At 65.0% G+C, this 20,530-nt stretch carries 18 protein-coding genes; 4 read left to right on the forward strand and 14 right to left on the reverse strand.

The genetic code is table 11. From position 1 onward, the window contains the following. Positions 1-50 precede the first annotated feature (50 nt). From efeO (PE067_RS13355) to PE067_RS13420, 14 genes are all read right to left on the reverse strand, one after another. Positions 51-878 carry an iron uptake system protein EfeO gene (gene efeO, locus PE067_RS13355; protein WP_276189975.1) on the reverse strand — a complete coding sequence of 276 codons (828 nt, stop codon included), beginning with the start codon at positions 876-878 and terminating at the stop codon, positions 51-53. A gap of 48 nt (positions 879-926) precedes the next feature. Further along, positions 927-2,252 (reverse strand): iron uptake transporter deferrochelatase/peroxidase subunit, encoded by a 1,326-nt coding sequence (gene efeB / locus PE067_RS13360; protein ID WP_276189977.1) that lies wholly within the window; start codon positions 2,250-2,252, stop codon positions 927-929. Position 2,253: 1 nt separating this feature from the next. Continuing rightward, the gene (gene efeO / locus PE067_RS13365) at positions 2,254-3,441 is read right to left on the reverse strand and encodes an iron uptake system protein EfeO (RefSeq protein WP_276189979.1); all 1,188 of its coding nucleotides are present in this window, start codon (positions 3,439-3,441) and stop codon (positions 2,254-2,256) included. 1 nt (position 3,442) lies between these two features. Further along, the gene (efeU, locus tag PE067_RS13370) at positions 3,443-4,309 is read right to left on the reverse strand and encodes an iron uptake transporter permease EfeU (RefSeq protein ID WP_276189981.1); all 867 of its coding nucleotides are present in this window, start codon (positions 4,307-4,309) and stop codon (positions 3,443-3,445) included. A gap of 215 nt (positions 4,310-4,524) precedes the next feature. Beyond that, positions 4,525-5,298, reverse strand: a complete 774-nt coding sequence (locus tag PE067_RS13375) for a hypothetical protein (RefSeq protein WP_276189983.1) — start codon at positions 5,296-5,298, stop codon at positions 4,525-4,527. Beyond that, entirely contained in the window at positions 5,282-5,836 is a 555-nt protein-coding gene (locus PE067_RS13380) for a sigma-70 family RNA polymerase sigma factor (protein ID WP_276189985.1), read from the reverse strand. The genes PE067_RS13375 and PE067_RS13380 overlap by 17 nt, the downstream gene beginning before the upstream one ends. Positions 5,837-5,842: 6 nt before the next feature. After that, positions 5,843-7,021: a 2OG-Fe(II) oxygenase gene (locus PE067_RS13385; RefSeq protein ID WP_276189986.1), complete on the reverse strand. Its 1,179-nt coding sequence runs from the start codon at positions 7,019-7,021 to the stop codon at positions 5,843-5,845. 590 nt (positions 7,022-7,611) lie between these two features. Then, on the reverse strand, positions 7,612-9,051 hold the full coding sequence (locus tag PE067_RS13390; protein ID WP_276189988.1) for a mannitol dehydrogenase family protein: 1,440 nt from the start codon (positions 9,049-9,051) through the stop codon (positions 7,612-7,614). Between the two features lie 48 nt (positions 9,052-9,099). After that, positions 9,100-10,095: an ABC transporter ATP-binding protein gene (locus PE067_RS13395; RefSeq protein WP_276189989.1), complete on the reverse strand. Its 996-nt coding sequence runs from the start codon at positions 10,093-10,095 to the stop codon at positions 9,100-9,102. Positions 10,096-10,102: 7 nt separating this feature from the next. Continuing rightward, entirely contained in the window at positions 10,103-10,933 is an 831-nt protein-coding gene (locus PE067_RS13400) for a carbohydrate ABC transporter permease (protein WP_276189991.1), read from the reverse strand. Between the two features lie 2 nt (positions 10,934-10,935). Next, positions 10,936-11,808: a sugar ABC transporter permease gene (locus PE067_RS13405; RefSeq protein WP_276189993.1), complete on the reverse strand. Its 873-nt coding sequence runs from the start codon at positions 11,806-11,808 to the stop codon at positions 10,936-10,938. Between the two features lie 85 nt (positions 11,809-11,893). Next, positions 11,894-13,207 carry a sugar ABC transporter substrate-binding protein gene (locus tag PE067_RS13410; RefSeq protein ID WP_276189995.1) on the reverse strand — a complete coding sequence of 438 codons (1,314 nt, stop codon included), beginning with the start codon at positions 13,205-13,207 and terminating at the stop codon, positions 11,894-11,896. 129 nt (positions 13,208-13,336) lie between these two features. Beyond that, on the reverse strand, positions 13,337-14,287 hold the full coding sequence (locus tag PE067_RS13415) for a sugar-binding transcriptional regulator (protein WP_276189997.1): 951 nt from the start codon (positions 14,285-14,287) through the stop codon (positions 13,337-13,339). Further along, on the reverse strand, positions 14,284-14,976 hold the full coding sequence (locus PE067_RS13420; protein ID WP_276189999.1) for an HAD family hydrolase: 693 nt from the start codon (positions 14,974-14,976) through the stop codon (positions 14,284-14,286). The genes PE067_RS13415 and PE067_RS13420 overlap by 4 nt, the downstream gene beginning before the upstream one ends. 182 nt (positions 14,977-15,158) lie before the next feature. Between PE067_RS13420 and PE067_RS13425 the strand changes: the two genes are divergently transcribed. The 4 genes from PE067_RS13425 to xylA all read left to right on the forward strand — a co-directional run bounded on the left by PE067_RS13425 (position 15,159) and on the right by xylA (position 20,529). Beyond that, on the forward strand, positions 15,159-16,847 hold the full coding sequence (locus PE067_RS13425; protein ID WP_276190000.1) for an alpha/beta-hydrolase family protein: 1,689 nt from the start codon (positions 15,159-15,161) through the stop codon (positions 16,845-16,847). Beyond that, the gene (locus PE067_RS13430) at positions 16,829-17,710 is read left to right on the forward strand and encodes a dienelactone hydrolase family protein (protein ID WP_276190003.1); all 882 of its coding nucleotides are present in this window, start codon (positions 16,829-16,831) and stop codon (positions 17,708-17,710) included. Before PE067_RS13425 ends, PE067_RS13430 begins: the two co-directional genes overlap by 19 nt. 465 nt (positions 17,711-18,175) lie before the next feature. Next, a complete protein-coding gene (locus PE067_RS13435) occupies positions 18,176-19,228 on the forward strand; it encodes a LacI family DNA-binding transcriptional regulator (RefSeq protein WP_276190004.1) in 1,053 nt (350 codons plus the stop codon). After that, positions 19,225-20,529: a xylose isomerase gene (xylA, locus tag PE067_RS13440; protein WP_276190007.1), complete on the forward strand. Its 1,305-nt coding sequence runs from the start codon at positions 19,225-19,227 to the stop codon at positions 20,527-20,529. The genes PE067_RS13435 and xylA overlap by 4 nt, the downstream gene beginning before the upstream one ends. The last annotated feature ends 1 nt before the right edge of the window (position 20,530 follow it).

Below are 20,530 nucleotides of genomic sequence, written 5' to 3' on the forward strand. Positions count from 1 at the left end.
GCAAAGAGCGCCGCGCCCGGCGGCCCTTTTGCATTGTTCGGGGATGGGGTTCAGCCCAGACCCAGCTTGCCGCGCAGCGTCGCCAGATCTTCGGCCAGGGTGTTGACCTTGACGGACAGGACGTTGCGATCCTCGTCGGTCAGTTCTTCATAGGACACGAAGCCGCCGTCCGCGCTGCGGTATTTTTCCAGCACGACATCGACATCCTTGAAATTCGCATCGACCTTGGACACGAATTCGGCCTCGCTCTCGGCGATCAGCGGGCGCAGCAGGTCATAGATCTTTTGCGAACCGTCAAAGTTCGCGCGGAAGTCCCACAGGTCGGTGTGGCTGTAGCGGTCTTCCTCGCCCGAGATCTTGGTCGCCGCGACTTCCTCCATCAACACGGCGGCACCGCCCACGACGACCTCGGGCGGAAAGGTCAGTTCGTTGATGCGGTTGTTCAGATCCTCGATATCCTTTTGCAGCCGATCGGCATATTCGGTCAGCCCCTCGGTCGAGTTCTGTTCCCACAGACCGTATTCGATGCGGTGAAAGCCGGTGAATTTCGGATCCTGTTCGGCCTGTTCGTAATCATCGGCGCGGGCGTCGATGGACACGTCGAGATCCGAGAAAAGCTCGGCAATCGGTTCGATCTTTTCATAGCTGGTGCGGGTCGGGGCAAACAGCGACTTGGCCTTTTCCACGTCGCCCGCCTTGACGGCATCGGTGAATGCCCTGGAATCCTCGACCAGTTTCGCGGTGTTTTCAGCGACATAGATTTTATAGTCGGACAGCGGCCCGACCAGATCCAGCGAGGCATCCTGCGCATGTGCAGCCAGCGACCAGCCGCCAAGGGCCAGCGCCAGTGCTGTGGTTTTCAGGAAGTTAGCGACCATTTTCACGCTCCGTATGTTGTGCTTGGTCTTGTCTTTCGGCTTGGCGGGTCAGGCCCGTCTGGCTGCGTCGATCAGGCGCGATCCCAGATATTCCCCGGCATCGCGCACGCCCGGAACGGCAAAGAAATAGCCGCCCCCGATGGGTTTGATATATTCCTCCAGCGGTTCGCCGTTCAGCAGGTTCTGGACATGGATGAAGCCCTTTTCCAGATCCGCCTGATAGCAGATGAACAAAAGCCCCTGATCCAGCTGGCCGTTCTTCATCACGCCGCGCGAATAGTTGAAGGGGCGGCGCAGCATCAGATGCGCGTCGCTTTCTGCCGTGCGCGGGTTCGCCAGACGGATATGGCTGTCGGCGAAGGTCACGGCCGCATCGGGGTCGGCGGCGTAATCGGGCACGTCATGTTCCGTCGCATCCGCAGGCCCGTCCATCGGCGCACCGCTGTCCTTGCGGCGGCCAAAGATGTCTTCCTGTTCCTTCAGCGGCGTGCGGTCCCATCGTTCGACCATGTTGCGGATGATGCGCACGGCCTGATAGCTGCCGCCATGCGCCCATTCGGGTTCATCCGGGGCGCTGACCCAGACCACCCGGTCCATCAGTTCGGCATCGCTGCTGTCGGGATTGGCCGAACCGTCGCGAAAGCCCAGGAAATTGCGCGCGCTGGCGGTCTTGCCGGTCGCGTCGGGCAATTCGGGCGGCACCGATCCCTCGACCATCCAGCGCATGACCAGGAATTCCGACAGGTTTTTGACGATATCGCGCAGGGCATGGATATTGGCGTCCTGAATATTGGCGCAGAACTGGATCGAGATATCGCCGTGGCACAGCGATGATTCCAGCGCGTCATTCGGGAATTGCACCATGCGTTGCAGGCGGACCGGTTTCAGCGGGCGCAGTTCGGGCATCCGGTCGAACAGCGAATCGCCCAAAGCCAGCGTGATCGTCTGGTTGTCGGGCGACACCACCGGCCCCAGCAGGCCGGGATCGGCCGGGGGCAGTTTCGGGTCGCGTCCCGGGACCGGCCCGCCAAGCGTCAGGAATGCCGCGCGTTCGGTCAGCAGTTTCAGCATCCGTTCCACATCGTCCAGCGATGATGCGACCACGTCAAAGGCCGCCATGATCCCGTTGGCCGGGCGCGGCGTGACGATGCCCGCCTGATGGATGCCGTGAAAGGGCACCTGCTGCGCGGCGGTGACCGCGTCGGCATGGGGGGCCTCCTGCACGGCGCCGGGCTGGTCCGGTGCCAGCGCGCGGGCGAATGCCGTGTGACCTGCCATGATCCCGGTCACGCCCGCGCCAAGGGCCTGCAGCACCTGACGGCGCGCGAGGCCTTTGGCCGCAAGGCTGGCGGAAGGGGTGGGCGTCGTCGTCATCTCAGCTCATTCCGATCTTGCCCTGCGCCTCGGTCAGGGTGGCCTGAAGGGCGGTGAATTTCCGGGCCAGTTCGGCGCGCTGCGCCTCGGTCACCGTGGCATAGGGGGCGAAACCTTCGGCGGTTTGCAGCGCCATCAGGTCGCCGTGGATGCGGTCCAGTTCGGCGGCCAGCCTTTCGTCCAGCGCGGGATCGACGCCGACCAGAACCGGCCGGATCAGCCCGACCAGCTTGGCGATGCCATCGGTGCTGGCGGCCAGATCCTCCAGATCGTTGCCGGCATAAAGGTTCTGGCCGTGCGGCACGAAAGCCTCGGCCAGTTGTGCGGCCATGTCGCCGGGCAGGGCGGCCAGCAGTTGCGGGTCGATCTGCATCTCTTTCATGCGCGCCGACAGGGTTTGCAGATCGCTGACCAGCCGGTCGGCCACGGGCTGCAGCCCGTCGGTCGAATTGTCGTGGAACAGCCCGTATTCGATGCGGTGATAGCCGGTGAATGCGGGGTCGGATTCGCGGCCCTCCAGATAGGTGGCCATCGGGTCGATGGCGTTTTCCAGATCGGAAATGCGCGACACCAGCGGTTCGATGCGGCGGTAAGGCAGGTGGGCGGCTTTCCATGCGGCGCGGGCGGCGTCCAGATCGCCCGCCGCGATGGCGGTTTGCAGGGTCTGGGCGTCCTTGATCGCGGCATTGCCCTGCATGACCAGATAGACGCGATATTCGGCCAGCGGGCCCAGGAATTTGCGCAGCGTGACCTCGGACGCGGCGGCGCTGGCCTCGTCCGAGGGGGTGACGGTCAGCTTGCCGCGCGGGTTCGACAAGAGGCCGCAGGTGATTTCGTATTCGCCGGGCTGCAGTTGCACGGTCAGCACCTGCTGAAACCCGGGCGCGATGTTTTCGCGTTCGGCGACGACCATGACGCCGTCCAGAATTTCCCACTCGATCGGCCGGTCCGAGGCGTTGACGATGTCGAAACTGCGCTTGCCGCCGGGCAGGGTGATATCCATCGGGTCGCAGGTTTTCGCGCCCACCGTGACCACCATGTCCGAGGTCCGGCCCTGATTGGCGCGCATGTTCTGCTCCGTCGCGAACCAGAAGGTCGCGGCGCCCGCGACGACCAGCAGGGCGGCGCCCGCGATCGCCAGTTTCATCCCGCGTGGCCTGCCTGTTTCGGGGCTGTCCGGTTCGCTCATGTCAGTTACGTCCTGCGGTGCTGGTCGGGTTGGTATGGGCCGGTGCTGCCCCTGCGGTGGGCGTCATCGGGCGAAGGAAAAGGAACAGGGTGACGGCCAGAAACACCAGCCAGACAAGCGCCTCGCCCACCGTCGGGGCCTCGCGATAGCCCAGAAGGCCGGACAGGACGGTGCCGAGCGGGCTGGATTCGGGCAGCGTGGCGCCGAGGTCATAGACCCGGCCCTGCAAGCCGTTCCAGATGCCCGCCTCGTGGAATGCCTTGACCGTTCCGGCCAGCAGCCCCGCCGCGACGAACAGGATAAAGACCCCGGTCCAGCGAAAGAACCGCGCCAGATTCAGCCGCAAGGCACCTGCATAGATCGCCCAACCGGCCCCGACCGACACCAGCAGGCCCAGAAGCGCGCCGACCGGCGCGGCGGCATCGCGGCTTTGCTGAAAGATCGCCAGCAGGAAAAACACCGATTCCAGCCCTTCGCGCGCGACGGCGAAAAAGACCATGCCGATCAGCGCCCATGTCGCGCCGATGCCGGTGCGCCGTTCCAGCGCGTGGTCGATGCCGTGATGCAGTTCGGAACGGATGTTGCGCGCCGCGCGCCGCATCCAGAACACCATGCCGACCAGCACGGCGACGGCCAGCAGGCCGATCAGCCCCTCGAACAGTTCCTGCGCCTTTTGCGGAAAGCTGGCGCTGACCAGTTGCAGCCCCGCACCCACGAACAGCGCCAGCGCGGCGGCCAGAAAGACGCCGACCCAGATCGCGGGCAGCCAGTCCTGCCGTCCGGTCTGGCGCAGATAGCCTGCGATGATGCCGACGATCAGGGCGGCCTCCAGCCCCTCGCGCAGCATGATCAGAAACGGAGCAAGCATCGCCCTCTTTCCTGCTGGATCGCACGGCGGCAGCCGGGACGGCCAGAAGATCCGGGTGGGCGGAAGATCCGGGGGTCGGGGCGCCGCGATGCGGCTGACTCATGCCAGCGGGCCACCCCTCTGGCAGCGGCGATCTGATGCCTGTCCCGGGGAAATGTCAATCCTGACTGAAAGAATAGGGGAATGCCGCCAGCGCATGGCCATGCGGCAGGGGATCAGTTGAAACGCCGCAGGAACTGTTCCGCCCCAAGCGAAACCTGCGCGGGCAGGCCGTAAGTGTCGACCAGCACATAGGCCGAGCGGTCGCGTTCAAAGACGGCGACCGAATTGCCGCGATAGTCGAAGGCGCTTGGTTGCAGGTCGGGTCCGGTTGTGTCGCGGGCGACGGAAAACAGCATCACCTCGCCCATGTCGGGGGTGTCCAGCAGCAAGGCCAGCGCAGGGCGGTTCGGGGTCGCGACGATCTGGACATCGCGCACCATCCAGTCATGCGGCAGCGGCGGCAGCGCGACGCCCAGACTGGCCGCGATCACCTGCGGATCGCTGGCGGGACGGCCCTTGCCCGGCAAAAGCGCGCGGTTGAGATCAAGCGCCGCCTGCGCATCCAGCGCGGTTTCGGCCAGCGGCAGGACATGGGCCGCCACGGCCGCGCCCCTCGGTTCGGACCAGAGGGCATGGCCCAGCCATCCCAGACCGAACAGCGTCACGGCGGCGGCAAGGGGCCGCATCCGGCGCAGCCGGTGGCTGGCGCGCAGGTTGCGTTCCAGCCGCGCCGCACCGCGCCGCATCTGGTCGGGCAGGGGCGCATCGACGGTGCCGCAGGCCAGCCGCAACCCTTCATGGATGCGCAGATCGGCCATCGCCTCGGCCGCGCGGTCCGGATGGGCGGCCAGATGATCGGCCAGCGCGAAACGCTGCCGGGCATCAAGCCGGCCGGTCAGCAGGGCGTGGATGTCGCCTTCGGGGATGTCGTCACGATGCCGGGTCATCTGCCTGTCCTTTCGCCTGTTTCCGCCTGCCGCCGCCGACGACGCGCAGATGGGGGGCGGGTTCGTCCTCGAACCGGCGCAGGCTGGCGCGGGCGCGGCCGACGCGCGACATCACCGTGCCGGCGGGCACGCCCAGCACCTCGGCCGCCTCGACCATGCTGAACCCTTCCAGCGCGACCAGATGCAGCGCTTCGCGCTGTTCGCGGGGCAGGGCCAGAAAGGCGCCGCGCAGTTGTGCCAGACGCGCCGCCTGTTCCCCCGCCGGGATCGCAAAGCCGGGATTCAGTTCGGCCCATGCCTGATCGCGCGCCTCGGATGCGATGCGGCTGCGGGTCTGGTCGATGAAATGGTTGTGCAGGATCGCCATCAGCCAGACCCGCAGGTCGGCGCCTTCGCGAAACTGCCTGCGCCGTTCATAGGCGCGCAGCATCGCCCCCTGCACCAGATCGTCGGCATCCTGCCCGGCACGCGCCAGCACCCGCGCATAGCGGCGCAGGCCGGGCAGGTGGCTGACGATATCGAAGGTTGGGCGCCCCATATGAATCTAGCTTTCGTTGCTGTGCGGTGCAGGTGTCTTGTCCGTCGCCGCGTCTTTTGTCAGGTCGGCATCGCCAAGGTAGCGCAGATTTTGTTCGCGCAGTCTTGCCGCTGCATCGTCGTAAAGAAAGGGCAGAAAGGCGTAGCGCCGCCCGCGCGTCACCCGGCTGACCCGGTGCAGCAGCGAACAGGAAAACACCACCGCCCCGCCCACAGGCGCCTTGCAGCTGCGCGGGCCATATTCGGGAAAGCCGACCTCTCCGCCGTCGAAATCGTCGTTGAGATTGATCGACACGGCAAAGCGGCGATGCGCCGTCCCCGCCGTGGTATTGTCGCGATGGGCCGAGAAATGGCCGCCGTCCTCAGCCGCATAGCAGGCGACGATATAACGCTCCATCCGGGTGACGGCGAATTGATGGGCCTTGGTGATTTCCGGGACGACGCGGCGCAGGAAACGGGTCTGGATGGCGGCGATCAGGTCCTTGTCGCGGATGTTGCAATCCTTGCGCTGCTTGAAGCTGCTGTCCTGCATGGGCACGGTGCGCCCGTCCACCTGCCGCATGAAGCCGCTTTCCGCGCCGCCTTCGGCCTCGTAAAGCCGGATCAGGTGGCGGCACAGCTCTGGTTCAAAGACGCGGGGCAGAAACAGGATCGGGGCCTGCAACTCGATCCCGCTGAAACGCGCGGGGGGCGGCAGGGTGGCCAGCAGGTCGATGACGCAGGCCGCGCAACCGCCGTCCTCCTGAAAGGGGATGGTCGCGATCACCCGCATCGTCGGGTCGATGACGATCCAGCACCGACCCAGCACCAGCGGCGTATCCTTGGCCAGCGTGTCCGGCGGCACCACGCCATAGCGGCGGGCGGCCAGCAGGTCGAAATCCCAAAAGAACCGATAGCCCGGCGTGCGGTTTGCCAGCCGCCCGGTCTGTTCATCGGCGGGATCGTTGCTGACCCCGAAAAAGCTGGCGTGACGGTCGTCGAACAGATCGGGACGCGACAGGACCGCCTTCAGCGCGTTCTGCGCCAGCCCGTCCCCGGCGCTGCCGAAAAAGCACAGGACCAGATAGCGCCCCGCTGCGGAATCGAAACTATAGCGCGGGTTTTGCGGGCTGCGCTGGACAAAGCCCGGTGCCGGATCGCCCGCGGCAGGTCTGGAATCTGCCGTGCCCGGTGAAAATGCGTTCATCTGTATCGCCATCAACACGTTTCCCCTGCATACGGAGCGGGGGTGCCATCTCATCCCGCCCGTTTTGCGCGGGGTTGAGGGGGCAGGGGAAACCATGTGCCGATGTGGCCCCGGCAGCATTCGGGCCTTGCCGCGCAGCGAACAGGGGCGGTAGCGGAAATCATCTGCGCCGTTTTGCAGGTGCAGGCGGGAGCCTGCCAGAAGGTCGCGGTTCAGGCGGACAGGCGCTTGCGCAGGGGACAGAAATCGCGTGCTGTCCGGGGCAGCGGATCAGGGCGAAACATGTGACATTTTCCGTGCAATGCCGGGGCCGGGTCCGCTGTTCCGGCTGCCCTTTCGTGACCGTGAAACCGACGCGCAGGCGATCCGCCGGTTCAGCACCTTCGGGTGCAGGTCTGGCTATGGTGACGCGGGGCGGGGGCGCGGCTGTGGTGATGACGCCCTCCGATTCCCGTGGGCACAATAAAAAGCGGGCATCCGGCGATGCGGATGCCCGCGCAGGTGGGCGGAGGTGGCGACCGTGATTGCGGCATCGCGATTGCGACATCGCGATTCTGGCACCACGATTCTGGCCCGGTCGCCTTGCCTGATCAGCCGCAATAGTCGCGCAGCACCGCCTTGGTTCCTTCGGTCCACAGCCTGTCCAGCCATTGCGCAAAGGCTGCGGAAAACTCGGCATCATTGGCCAGATTGCCATAGACGGCGGGCTGTTCCAGCCAGCTTTGCGGGCGCGACCGCGCGGCTTGCGACAGGGTGGTCAGCGCGTTCCAATTCGGATCATTCGGCGCGATCACCGCGCCGCTGTCCGTCGTGCCGTGGCAATAGCGGCACCACAGCGCCGACACCAGCGCCAGCCCCCGGACCGAGCCGCCGACCGCGCGCGCATCGCGCACCGATGGCAGGATGAATTTCGGCTGGCGGTTCGATCCGTCCAGACACAGGCGGCGGACCGTATCGGCGACCTCGGGGTTGGAAAAGCGGTTGCGGATCAGGTCGTAATAGGCCGGGATATCCGTATCGGGGACGGGGGGCACATAGGGGATGACCTCACCCCTTTCGACGCGGTCCAGAAAGGCGGAAACCAGCGGGTCGGCCATCGCCTCATGCACCAGCTCGATATCCATCAGCCCGGCCGGATAGGCGATGATCGCATGGCCGCCGTTCAGGATGCGGATCTTCATCATCTCATAGGCGTGGACCTGATCGGAAAAGGTCACGCCGACCCGTTCCGAGGGCGGGCGGCCTGCGGGGAAATTGTCCTGGACCACCCATTGACGGAACGGCTCGCAGGTGACGGGAACCGGATCGCTCAGGCCGAAACCGGCGGCGAGGGCGCGTTCGCGCGGGCCGGTCGCGGGGGTGATGCGGTCGACCATCGCATTCGGAAAGGCGACATTGGCGTCGATCCGGGCGGCCAGTTCGGGGTCCGACAGGCGGGCAAGGCCCACGACCGCCGAATGGGTGACATGGCCGTTTTCCGGCAGGTTGTCGCAGCACATCACGGTAAAGGGCGGGATGCCCGCCGCCCGCCGCGCCTTCAGCGCCGCGACGATGGCACCAAAGGCCGTGGCGGGGCTGTCGGGGCGCGCGGCATCGGCGCGGATTTCGGGGGCCGTCGGGTCAAACCGGCCCGTATTCGCGTCGATGAAATAGCCGCCTTCGGTCACGGTCAGGGACACGATGCGGATTTCGGGGCGGCTCATCGCGGCGATCAGCGCGGCATTGTCGGGCTGGACGGGCAGAAAGTCGATCATCGCGCCGATGCGCCGGCAGGTCTTGCCCGCCGGGTCCAGTTCGATCACCGTGGACAGGCAATCCTGCCCGCGCAGCGCATCGCGCATGGCGGCATCGGGCGCGCGCACGCCTGCGCCGATGATTGCCCAGTCATGGCCCAGCCCCAGATTGAACAGGTCGTCCAGATAGACGGCCATATGGGCGCGGTGGAAATTGCCCAGCCCGATATGGACGATGCCGGGGGTCAGTGCCCCGCGATCATAGCGGGGCATTTGGGTCGGGGTGTCAGAAGGCATGTCTCGGATCTTCCGGTTGTCGGGATGGCCGTCTTGTCGGGATGGTTGTCAGAGCGCCAATCCGTCGGCGTTGAAGCGGTAAAGCCGGTCGGCCTGCGGTTCCAGGCTGATGCGGTCGCCGTGATGCAGGTTCTGTTCGCCAGAGACGCGGACGGTCAGTTCGCCCGCCTCATCCGTGACGACCTTCAGGAAAGTGTCGGAGCCCAGATGTTCGGCCAGCCCGATGGTGCCGTTCCAGCGCCCGCCTGTCGTCACGGCCAGATGTTCGGGGCGCACGCCAAGCGTCACGCAGCTTTCGCGGGCGGCCTGATCGCCGGTGATGAAATTCATCTTGGGGCTGCCGATGAAACCCGCGACGAACAGGTTGCGGGGGCTGCGATACAGGTCCAGCGGGCTGCCGACCTGTTCGATGCGGCCGGCGTTCAGCACCACGATCTTGTCGGCCATGGTCATCGCCTCGACCTGATCGTGGGTGACATAGATCATCGTGGTTTTCAGGGTCTGATGCAGTTCGGAAATTTCCTGCCGCATGGTCACGCGCAGCGCCGCATCAAGGTTCGACAGCGGTTCGTCGAACAGGAAGGCCGCCGGTTCGCGCACGATGGCGCGGCCGATGGCGACGCGCTGGCGCTGGCCGCCCGACAACTGCCCCGGACGGCGGTCCAGATAATTGGTCAGGTTCAGGATGCGCGCGGCGTTTTCGACCTTGGCATCCTGTTGCGCCTTGTCCATCCCCGCCATCTTCAGCGGAAAGGCGATGTTCTTGCGCACCGTCATATGCGGGTAAAGCGCATAGGATTGAAACACCATCGCCAGCCCGCGCTTGCCCGGCGGCGTATCCGTCGCATCCGTCCCGTCGATGCGGATCTGGCCCGAAGTGATGTCTTCGAGCCCCGCGATCAGCCGCAGCAGCGTCGATTTCCCGCAGCCCGAAGGCCCGACGAAGACGACGAATTCGCCATCGTTGATGTCGAGGTCAAGCGGCGGGATCACATTGACCTCGCCAAAGCTTTTGGTGACCGATGAAAGGGTGATCTGTCCCATCTCTACCTCACTTCACCGCGCCGAAGGTCAGGCCGCGGACGAGTTGTTTCTGGCTGAACCAGCCAAGGATCAGGATCGGCGCGATCGCCATGGTCGATGCGGCCGAAAGTTTTGCGTAAAACAGCCCCTCGGGCGATGAATAGCTGGCGATGAACTGGGTCAGCGGTGCCGCCTTTGACGTGGTCAGTTGCAGGGTCCAGAATGCTTCGTTCCACGCCAGGATGATGTTCAGAAGCAGCGTGGATGCGATGCCGGGGATCGCCATCGGCGTCAGCACATGGATGATTTCATGGCGCAGGGATGCACCGTCGACACGGGCCGCTTCCAGGATTTCGCCGGGGATTTCCTTGAAATAGGTATAGAGCATCCAGATCACGATGGGCAGGTTGACCATGGTCAGCACGCCGATCAGGCCGATATGGGTGTCCAGCAGCCGGAAATCGCGAAACAGCAGATACAGCGGCACCAGAACACCCACGGCGGGCATCATCTTGGTCGACAGCATCCACATCAACAGATCCTTGGTCCGCCGCCCCGGCACAAAGGCCATGGACCACGCGGCGGGGATCGCGATGACCAGCGCCAGCGCGGTTGATCCAAGCGAGATGATGACCGAATTCCAGAAATGCCGCGCATAGTTCGAGCGTTCCTGAACATCGTGATAGCTTTGCAGCGTCCAGTCCGACATCAGCACCTGCAGGGGCGTCCTGATCGCATCGCCTTCGGATTTGAACGACAGGATGATGATCCACAGGATCGGGAAGAAAATCAGGAAACCGATGGTCCATGCGGCGATGGTGACGACGGCCTGACGGGTGGGCGAGGTTTTGCGTGCCATCCTCAGCTCTCCAGATTCCGGCCGATCATCCGCATCAGGAAGATCGCCACGATATTGGCCAGAATGACCGCGATGATGCCGCCCGCCGAACCGCCGCCGACATCGTAGTTCAGCAGCGACTGCGCATAGACAAGAAAGGGCAGGTTGGTCGATGCCGTGCCCGGCCCGCCATTGGTCGTGACCAGAATTTCGGCGAAAACCGACAGCAGGAAAATCGTCTGGATCAGGATGACCACGGTGATCGAGCGCGTCAGATGCGGCAGGACCAGATGGATGAAACGGTTGAACCAGCTTGCGCCGTCCATTTCGGCCGCCTCCATCTGTTCGCGGTCAAGGCTTTGCAGCGCGGTCAGCAGGATCAGCGTGGCAAAGGGCAGCCAGCTCCATGCGACGATCAGGATGATGGACGCGAGCGGCGCCTGCGACAGAAAATCATAGGGCTGCATGCCCAAAGCCTTGGCGATATGGGCGAACATGCCGTTCACGGGGTTCATGAACATGTTTTTCCACACCAGCGCGGACACGGTCGGCATGACGAAGAACGGCGCGATCACCATCACCCGCACGATGCCCTGCCCCTTGAACGGCTGGTCCAGCAGCAGGGCCAGCGCGATGCCGCCGACCGTCGTGATGCACAACACACCGCCGACCAGCAGCAGGGTATTCGTCAGCGCCGACCAGAAGGCGGGTTGGTTGACGAAATAATAATAGTTGTCGAAACCGGCCCATGTCTCCATCCCCGGCATCAACAGGTTGTAGCGCAGGAAGCTGAAGTAAAGCGTCATCCCCAAAGGCACGATCATCCACAAGAACAACAGGATGACGGCCGGAGAGACCATGAGACGCGCTGCCGTCCGAGAATGTTCGGTTGCCATGGCGATACCCGTAAGACTGGAAAAAATGTGGCGCGGGACCCTGTTCAAGGAGGGAGAGGCAGGCCCCGCGCCGGGGCTGTGACGCTTACTTGATGTAGCCCGAGCGGGTCATCTCGTTCGTCACCAGCGCCTGAGCTTGCGACAGCGCCTGATCCGCCGTCGTCGACCCGGCCAGGGCTGCCGAAAACATCTGCCCGACCGCCGTGCCCAGCCCCTGGAATTCGGGGATCGCGACGAATTGCACGCCGATATAGGGCACGTCATGCACCGCCGGATGGGTCGGATCGGCCGAATTGATCAGATCCAGCGTCATCTTGGCAAAGGGGACTTTCTGGTATTCGGGGTTGTCATACAGCGACTGGCGCGTGCCCGGCGGGACGTTGGCCCAGCCCTCGTTTTCGGCGACCAGCGCCAGATATTCCTTGGACGTGGCCCATGCGACAAAGGTTTTCGCCGCATCGGCTTTCGTGCTGGATGCCGGGATGGCCAGGTTCCATGCCCACAGCCAGTTGCCGCGCTTGCCCAGCCCGTTGTCGGGCGCCAGCGCAAAGCCGACCTTGTCCGCGACCGTCGATTCCGCCGGGTTGGTGACAAAGGACGCCGCGACCGTCGCGTCGATCCACATGCCGCATTTGCCCTGCTGGAACAGCGACAGGTTTTCGTTGAACCCGTTGCTGGACGCGCCCGGAGGGCCGTAGTTGTTCATCAGGTCCAGATAGAAATTCAGTGTGTCCTTCCACGGCTGCTGGTCGAACTGGGGTTTCCAGTCCATGTCGAACCAGCTTGCGCCGAAACTGTTCGACATCGCCGTCAGAAATGCCATGTTTTCGCCCCAACCGGCCTTGCCGCGCAGGCAGATGCCATAGACCTCATTGCCCTTGTCGGTCATCTTTTCGGCGGCTTCGCGGATGAATTCCCAGGTCGGCGCCTCGGGCATCTCCAGCCCGGCCTGTTCCATCAGGTCGGTGCGATACATCACCATCGAGCTTTCGCCGTAAAACGGCGCGGCAATCAACTGGTCATCGACGGTCAACCCGCCCCGGATTGCGGGCAGCAGGTCGTCCACGTCATATTCGGCGGGCAGGTCGTTCAGCGACATCAGCCAGCCCTGCTTGCCCCAGATCGGCGCCTCATAGGTGCCGATGGTCAGCACGTCGAACTGGCCGCCCTTGGTGGCGATATCGGTCGTAACGCGCTGGCGCAGGATGTTTTCTTCCAGCGTGACCCATTCGACCTTGATGTCGGGATGGGCCTCGTTGAAGGCGGGCATCAGCTTTTGCATGCGGATCATGTCGCCATTGTTCACCGTGGCGACGGTGATGGTGGTCTCGGCAAGGCCTGCCCCTGCGAACATGGCCAGTGCCGACGCGCCCATCAGCGCGCGGATATTCATCTGCATTGTCTTCCCTCCCTTTCAAGCAATGAGCATTTGATCGCTTGATGGGCAAATACTCACACATGGGCGCTGAAATGCAAACACTTTTGTCGTAGTTTTTTGACGTTCATGTCCAAAGGGCGGGGGCAGGGTTCAGGCCAGCAGGGCCTGCGCGGTCCGTTCGTCGGTGACCAGACCGTTGATAATACGCGATTTCATGGCGCCCAGAATGGCCGGAACCTTGCTGTCGCCCGCCGCCACCCCGATCGAGGGGCGATCCAGCCCCGGCGCGACCCGGATGCCGCCGGTGCGGCGGTTCGTGCCGACATCCAGATAACGACCCTGCGGATCAAAGACCCAACCCGCGACTTCGCCGACCGCGCCCGCCGCGCGCATGTCCTGCAATTCGTCCAGCGACAAAAACCCGTCGGCGCGCAGGGGCGCGTCATCCGACATCTGGCCCACCCCGACAAAGACCACATCGGCACTCTGCGCCAGATCGACGACGCGGCGCACCGGCGGCAGGCTGTGAAAGGCGGCATGTTCCTGGGGCGAGGTGCTGATCACCGGGACCGGCATCGGGTAATGCGGCGCGCGGACCTTGTCGGCGACGCGCATCACCACGTCGAAGAAGCTGGCCGAGCCGTCGGGGGCGATATTGCCGATCAGCGAGACAAGTTTATGTTGTTGCGCCTCGGTCGGGGTCAGTTCCTCGGCCAGACCGCGCAGGGCGCGGCCGGTGCCCAGACCGATGACCAGCGGCTCGGGCATGCGCAGGAACCGTTCCAGTTCCGCCGCCGCTGCGCCCGCGATGGCCAGCACCGGATCCGCGCCCGCGGGCAGCGAGGGCATGACCCGGCAGCGCCCCAGATCAAAGCGGCTGCGCAGGCGGCTTTCCATCTCCATGCAGGCGCCGATGCGGTGGTTCAGGCGGACATGGATCAGCCCTTCGGCCATGGCGCGGCTGACCAGACGCTGCGCGCGCTGGCGGCTGATGCCCAGTTCCGTCGCGATCTGGTCCTGCGTCAGCCCGCCGACGTAATACAGCCAGCCCGCGCGCGCGGCATCATCCTGTGGCGTCGGCTCGGCCCCGGACGGGTTCATGTCGCTCTCCTCAACTCGGGCGCCAGCAATTCGGGTGCCAGCCGAAAGAAATCGGCGAAATCGGCGAAATGCAGGTCAGGCCGGGCGTCATCCGGCTCGGGCGGCGTATCGCCCCGCATATGGCTGCCCCCGGTAAAGCGCCAGACCGCCATTCCTGCGGCCCTTGCGGCGCGGATACCGGTCAGGCTGTCTTCGATCACCAGACAGTCGCGGGGCGGGACGCCCATCCGGGACGCGGCATGCAGGAACAGATCGAGGGCGGGTTTGCCCCGCGCCACCTCGCTGGCGGTGAAGGTGAGATTGCGCAGACGATCCCACAGCCCGACCTGCTGCAGCGAAAATTCCGCCCGGCGCGGGCTGGACGAGGTCGCAACGCAAAAGGGAATGGCCAGCGCGTCCAGCACCTGCGGCACGCCCGGCATCACCTGCAATTCGCGGCGAAAGGCGTCCAGCAGGCGCTCGCGATACTGATCCTCGAAGGCGGGGGGCAGGTCGATGCCGAAATCGCGCCGGATCTCGGCCAGAACGGTGGGATAGCTGCGGCCCAGAAACCGTTGGGCGACATAGCCCAGGTCGATCGAGACCCCGAAATTCGCCAGTTCGGCCACCAGCATGCGGGCGCTGATGATCTCGCTGTCGATCAGCACGCCGTCGCAATCCAGAACAAGAAGTTTGGGGGCAGGGGTCATGGTTTCAGTTAACAGCCCGAAAGCCCCACCGAAAGCGCGAAGATTGCGGGGCGCCTGCGGGACCGGGTTGCGTGGCCGGGGCTGGCGCGGCACAGTTTGCCACGGCTGCGGTCATAAGAAATCAACGTTTTCTTTAGAAAGATCGGGCATGGTCGCGATGGCGAAGGGCGGGGAAAAAGCGAATGGGCGATAGGGACGCGGGCGGCGTCATGATCCGGATCGGCGGTTGGGCAGGGCCGGTTCTGCCGCTGCTGATGGGGCTTTTGCTGGCGGCGGCATCGCTGACGCCATCGCTGATTCCGCGCGGAACGGTGGCGCAGGGGGTGCTGGCGGGAGCCTCGATGGCACTGGGCTATCTGGTCACGCAATTCGTGCTGGCGCTGTGGCGGTCGCTGGAAATTCCGGTCCTGCGGGGCGCGGGGGCGCGTGCGGCGCATCTGGTTGTCGCGGTTCCCGTGCTGGGCCTGCTGCTGTTCTGTCTGCTGCGCGCGCGAAGCTGGCAGAACGATATCCGCCACCGCATGGGCCTGTCAGAGCTGGAGGTGGTCAATACCCTGCGCATGGCGATGATCGCCCTGGCGGTTTTCCTGGCGCTTTATGTGATCGGGCTGCTGATTCAGGGGTTGTTCAACCTGCTGCGGCGGCGGCTGGCCCGTCACATTCCGACGCGCAGCGCCGATGTTCTGGGCCTGCTTTTGTCCGCGCTGGTGATTTTGATCGTCACCCGCGACGGTGTCGTGGGCGCGCTGATGCGCTTTGCCGATCCGTCCTATGCCGCCGCCCAGCACCTGACCCACCCCGAGGCGGCTGAACCGGTCGAGCCATGGCGCCCCGGATCGGCCGAATCGCTGGTTTCATGGGATCTGATGGGCAAGCCGGGGCGTGATTTCGTGCGCGGCGGGCCGGATGCGCGGGCGATCCAGACCTTCAACGGCCGTCCCGCGAAACAGCCGCTGCGCATCTATGTCGGTCTGGCGCAGGACAGCGATCCGCAGGTCCGCGCCCGGATCGCCTTCGATGAAATGCAGCGTGTCGGCGCCTTTGAACGCAGGATTCTGGTCGTCTCCAGCCCGACGGGAACCGGCTGGATGGACCCGGCCAGCTATGACGCGCTGGAATATATGCATGACGGCGATGTCGCGACGGTTGCGGTGCAATATTCCTATCTGCAAAGCCCTCTGGCCCTGATATTCGAGGCGGATTCCGGTCTGGATCAGGCCGCCGCGCTGGTGCAGCTGGTCTATGAACACTGGGCCGCCATGCCCCGCGATCAGCGGCCGCAGCTTTACATGCACGGGATTTCACTGGGTTCGTGGTCGTCGATGTATGCGTTCAATGTCTTTCAGATGATGAACGAACCGATCAACGGGGCGCTGTGGGTCGGGCCGCCCTTCCCCTCGACGCTGTGGAATCAGGCGAATGCGGCGCGTCAGCCCGACAGCCCCTTTGTCCTGCCGGTGGTCGATGACGGGCAGGTGATCCGCTATGCCAGCCAATATGCCAAGCCGCTGCGGCTGCATCATGGCTGGGGCCGGATGCGCGTCCTGTTCCTGCAATATGCCAGCGATCCGATCGTCTTTTACAGCGCATCCTCTGCCTGGCGCGAACCGGTCTGGATGCGCGAGCCGAAGGCCCCGGATGTGTCGCCCCTGCTGTCCTTTACCCCGATCGTGACGCAGTTGCAGTTGACGGTGGATCTGGCCCTCAGCACCTCGACGCCGCCGGGTTATGGCCATGTCTATCACGTCCATGACTATATCGACGCCTGGTCCGCCGTGACCCGGCCCGATCATTGGGACGGCGCGGCGGCCACCCGGCTCAAGGCGCATTGCGGGCAAGGGGGGCTGCTGGGTTGCGCAAACGGTTCGTGATCGCTGCGGCGCTTGTTCTGGGCGTGATCGCGGCGATGCTGGGGGTGAATACGGCGCGCAACGCCGCAGGCTGGCAACCGGTGACGCAAACCCCGGCCGAGCGGCTGGCGCTGCTGGCTCCCCGCTGGCGGCTGATCCAGCCCGAGGGCGCCGGCCCGTTCCGCGCGGCCATTCTGATGTCCGGCTGCGACGGGGTGCATGACAACATGGACCTCTGGGCGCGGCAGATGGTCGCCCTGGGTCGTGCCGCCCTGATCGTCGACAGCCACGGCCCGCGCGGTCTGGACAGGATGCAGTCCTGGCGCGCGGTCTGCGCCGCGCAGCTTCTGACCGGGGCCGAACGCGCGGGCGATATCGCCGTGGCGCAGGCGGCGCTGGCCGCGATGCCGCAGATCGACCCCCGTGACATGCTGTTGCTGGGCGCCTCGCATGGCGGTTGGTCGGTGATGGAATATCTGGACCTGCTGGACAGCGGCGACCTGCCGCCGGGTCTTGGGCAATGGCCGGTGCCCGCCGAACGGCTTGCGGCCGGGATCGGGCCTGTCGTGCTGCTTTACCCCTATTGCGGCGTGATCAGCCGCGCCGGTGATGCGGAATGGCCCGCGCATGTCCGCGCGCTGATGATCCTGTCATCCGAGGATCGCATCGTGGATACGGCAAAATGCGAAACCATGGCGCAGGGGCTGATCGCGGGCGGCGCGGATATCAGGCTGAGCGTGCTGCAGGGCGCCGATCACGGTTTTGACCAGCGCGAACATTCGGTCCTGTCCTCGCTGGCTTATGTGCAGGATTACGTCGATCAGACGGCTGCGCTGATTGATGAGTTTGTCCGTGGGGCAGAGGTCGCTGCTGCAGGCGACTGAACCCGCAGCGCGCTGACAAGGCGTCCGGGGGCAGGTGATTCGCGGCAGGCGGTTAATAGGCCCGAGGGCCGCGTCTGGTGGCATGGCCGTCCTTTTCACACGCGGCTGAACCCGACCGGATCTGCACAGTGACGTTTCGTCTCAGATATCTGCGGGTGCGCGTTTTCGCCCGGATGTTCACGATCGCGTCATGGCGAAACACGGCGCTTGATTGGGATCGGTTCCGGCTGGCAGGTCGCCGCTCTGGCGCGAAAGACGGGCAGCGAGGGGCGGGCGAATGCCGCCCCTTTTGCCGTTTCGCGACAGCGACCGCCGGGGCCTTTCTGACGCCACTTGCCCCGGCGGTTTCGGCCATGAACCAGCCTTTCCCGCGCAGCGCAAAACCCCGTAATTCACCGGCTCGACGAAAAATGATTGACGTCTATCATTTTTGCTGCACTCTGATCCGCAGGGAGGAGGCCGGGAATGAAAAAGCCGACGCTGCGGGACGTGGCGCGGATGGCTGGTGTCAGCTATGCCACCGCGGATCGCGTGCTGAATGCGCGGGGCGGAGTCGCGGAAAAATCCGTGCTGCGGGTCCGCAGTGCCATCGAGGCCCTGGGCTATGAACGCGATCAGCAGGCCGCGAACCTGTCGCGCCGCCGCACCTATGAATTCCTGTTTCTGCTGCCGCGCGGCGATCACAGCTTTTTCCGCGTCCTTGGCGATTGCGTGCGCGCGCAATCGGCCCTGCGTCAGGCGGACCGCATCCGCATCACCATCCGCGAACTGCCCGCGCTGGAACCGGCCCCGCTGGCGGACGAACTGACGCGGCTGCGCCCCGAGGACTTCGACTGTCTGGCGCTGGTCGGCATCGAAACCCCCGGCATCGCCCTGCAGATCGAACGGCTGGCGGCGGGCGGGATGCCGGTCGTGACGCTGATCGGCGACGCCGCAGCCGCCGCCCGTGCCGCCTATGTCGGGATCGACAACAGCGTGGCGGGGCGGACGGCGGGGCGGCTGATCCGGCTGGCCCACACCGGCAGGCGGGGCCGCATCCTGCCGATCATCGGCGCCTATACCGCCCGCGATCACCGCGAACGGCTGGACGGTGCCCGCGCCGTTCTGGCCGAGGCCCATGCCGGGCTGGACATTCTGCCCCCGCTGGTCGTCCAGGACCGCCCCGAGGTGATGGAACATGCGGTCAGCGCCGCTTTGGCCGAAAACCCGGACGTGACGGGGATCTATTCGATGGGGGCGGGCAACCGCGCCCTGATCCGCATCCTGGCGCATCTGCCCGCGCCGCGCCCTTTCGTGGTGCTGCACGACCTGACCCCGGTGACCCGTCCGGGGCTGGAGCGCGCCTTGATCGACGCGGTCATCGACCAGCGCCCCGCGACCGAGGTCTCGACCGCGCTGGATCTGATGAGGGCGCTGGCGGATGGCAAGCAGATCCCACCCGACGCCGGGCAGATCACCCCGGCGATCTATCTGAAAGACAACCTGCCGCATCCCGGCAGCGAAAAGGAAAATCCATGAGCGGTTACTTCGACGCGATTGCCCCGCTGGCCTATGACCCCGATGGCGACGGCCCCGGCTTTCGCCATTACAACCCCGACGAAATCGTCCTGGGCAAGCGGATGGAGGATCATCTGCGCTTTGCCGTCGCCTATTGGCACAGCTTCGTGTGGGAAGGCGGCGATCCCTTTGGCGGGCGGACCTTTGACCGGCCGTGGTTTCCCGCCGATACGATGGAACTGGCCCGCGCCCGCGCCGATGCCGCCTTTGACCTGTTTCGCATCCTTGGCGTGCCCTATTTCTGCTTTCACGACCACGACGTGCGCCCCGAAGGTGCCAGCCTGACCGAAAGCCGCGACCGTCTGAACCGCATCGCCGATCTCTTTGCCGAAAAGATGGCGGCGGGCGGGCCGAAACTCTTGTGGGGCACGGCCAATCTGTTTTCCAACCGCCGCTATATGTCCGGCGCCGCGACCAATCCCGACCCGGATGTCTTTGCCTATTCGGCGGCGACCGTGCGCGCCTGCATGGATGTGACGCATCGGCTGAATGGCGAAAACTACGTCCTCTGGGGCGGTCGCGAAGGGTATGAGACGCTGCTGAACACCGATATCGGGCAGGAACTGGACCAGATGGGCCGCTTTCTGTCGCTGGTCGTCGATTACAAGCACAAGATCGGGTTCAAGGGCACGATCCTGATCGAACCCAAGCCACAGGAACCGACCAAGCATCAATATGATTACGATGTCGGCAATGTTTACGGCTTTTTACGCCGCTACGGTCTGGAAAACGAGGTCAGGCTGAACATCGAACAGGGCCATGCGATCCTTGCCGGGCACACGTTCGAACATGAACTGGCGCTGGCTGCGGCTCTGGGGATTTTTGGTTCGATCGACATGAACCGCAACGATTATCAATCGGGTTGGGACACCGACCAGTTCCCGAACAATGTCCCCGAAACCGCGCTGGCCTATTACGAAGTGCTGAAGGCGGGCGGCTTTACCACTGGCGGCACGAATTTCGACGCCAAGCTGCGCCGTCAGTCGCTGGACCCCGAGGATCTGGTCATGGCCCATGCCGGTGCCATGGATGTCTGCGCGCGCGGCCTGAAGGCGGCGGCAAGGATGCTGGAAGACGACCGGCTAGAGACCGCGCGCCGCGACCGCTATGCCGCTTGGCAGGGGGCAGAGGCGCAGGCCATGCTGGCGCCCGGCGCCACGCTGGACGCCATCGCCGACGCGGCCGAGGCACGCGGGCTGGATCCGCAGCCGGTGTCCGGCCGGCAGGAGCGGCTGGAAAATCTGGTCAATCGCTATGTGTAGG

It is taken from the genome of Paracoccus sp. DMF-8 (genome assembly GCF_029309835.1).
GTDB lineage: Bacteria > Pseudomonadota > Alphaproteobacteria > Rhodobacterales > Rhodobacteraceae > Paracoccus.

What these genes read in the sequence shown, in the direction of transcription:
- PE067_RS13375 (WP_276189983.1), bottom strand. Translation starts at nt 5,298, where the DNA reads ATGACCCGGCATCGTGACGACATCCCCGAAGGCGACATCCACGCCCTG.
- xylA (WP_276190007.1), top strand. Translation starts at nt 19,225, where the DNA reads ATGAGCGGTTACTTCGACGCGATTGCCCCGCTGGCCTATGACCCCGAT.
- PE067_RS13390 (WP_276189988.1), bottom strand. Translation starts at nt 9,051, where the DNA reads ATGCCTTCTGACACCCCGACCCAAATGCCCCGCTATGATCGCGGGGCA.
- PE067_RS13400 (WP_276189991.1), bottom strand. Translation starts at nt 10,933, where the DNA reads ATGGCACGCAAAACCTCGCCCACCCGTCAGGCCGTCGTCACCATCGCC.
- PE067_RS13395 (WP_276189989.1), bottom strand. Translation starts at nt 10,095, where the DNA reads ATGGGACAGATCACCCTTTCATCGGTCACCAAAAGCTTTGGCGAGGTC.
- PE067_RS13385 (WP_276189986.1), bottom strand. Translation starts at nt 7,021, where the DNA reads ATGAACGCATTTTCACCGGGCACGGCAGATTCCAGACCTGCCGCGGGC.
- efeO (WP_276189975.1), bottom strand. Translation starts at nt 878, where the DNA reads ATGGTCGCTAACTTCCTGAAAACCACAGCACTGGCGCTGGCCCTTGGC.
- PE067_RS13420 (WP_276189999.1), bottom strand. Translation starts at nt 14,976, where the DNA reads ATGACCCCTGCCCCCAAACTTCTTGTTCTGGATTGCGACGGCGTGCTG.
- PE067_RS13410 (WP_276189995.1), bottom strand. Translation starts at nt 13,207, where the DNA reads ATGCAGATGAATATCCGCGCGCTGATGGGCGCGTCGGCACTGGCCATG.
- PE067_RS13415 (WP_276189997.1), bottom strand. Translation starts at nt 14,287, where the DNA reads ATGAACCCGTCCGGGGCCGAGCCGACGCCACAGGATGATGCCGCGCGC.
- efeB (WP_276189977.1), bottom strand. Translation starts at nt 2,252, where the DNA reads ATGACGACGACGCCCACCCCTTCCGCCAGCCTTGCGGCCAAAGGCCTC.
- efeU (WP_276189981.1), bottom strand. Translation starts at nt 4,309, where the DNA reads ATGCTTGCTCCGTTTCTGATCATGCTGCGCGAGGGGCTGGAGGCCGCC.
- PE067_RS13405 (WP_276189993.1), bottom strand. Translation starts at nt 11,808, where the DNA reads ATGGCAACCGAACATTCTCGGACGGCAGCGCGTCTCATGGTCTCTCCG.
- PE067_RS13425 (WP_276190000.1), top strand. Translation starts at nt 15,159, where the DNA reads ATGGGCGATAGGGACGCGGGCGGCGTCATGATCCGGATCGGCGGTTGG.
- PE067_RS13435 (WP_276190004.1), top strand. Translation starts at nt 18,176, where the DNA reads ATGAAAAAGCCGACGCTGCGGGACGTGGCGCGGATGGCTGGTGTCAGC.
- efeO (WP_276189979.1), bottom strand. Translation starts at nt 3,441, where the DNA reads ATGAGCGAACCGGACAGCCCCGAAACAGGCAGGCCACGCGGGATGAAA.
- PE067_RS13380 (WP_276189985.1), bottom strand. Translation starts at nt 5,836, where the DNA reads ATGGGGCGCCCAACCTTCGATATCGTCAGCCACCTGCCCGGCCTGCGC.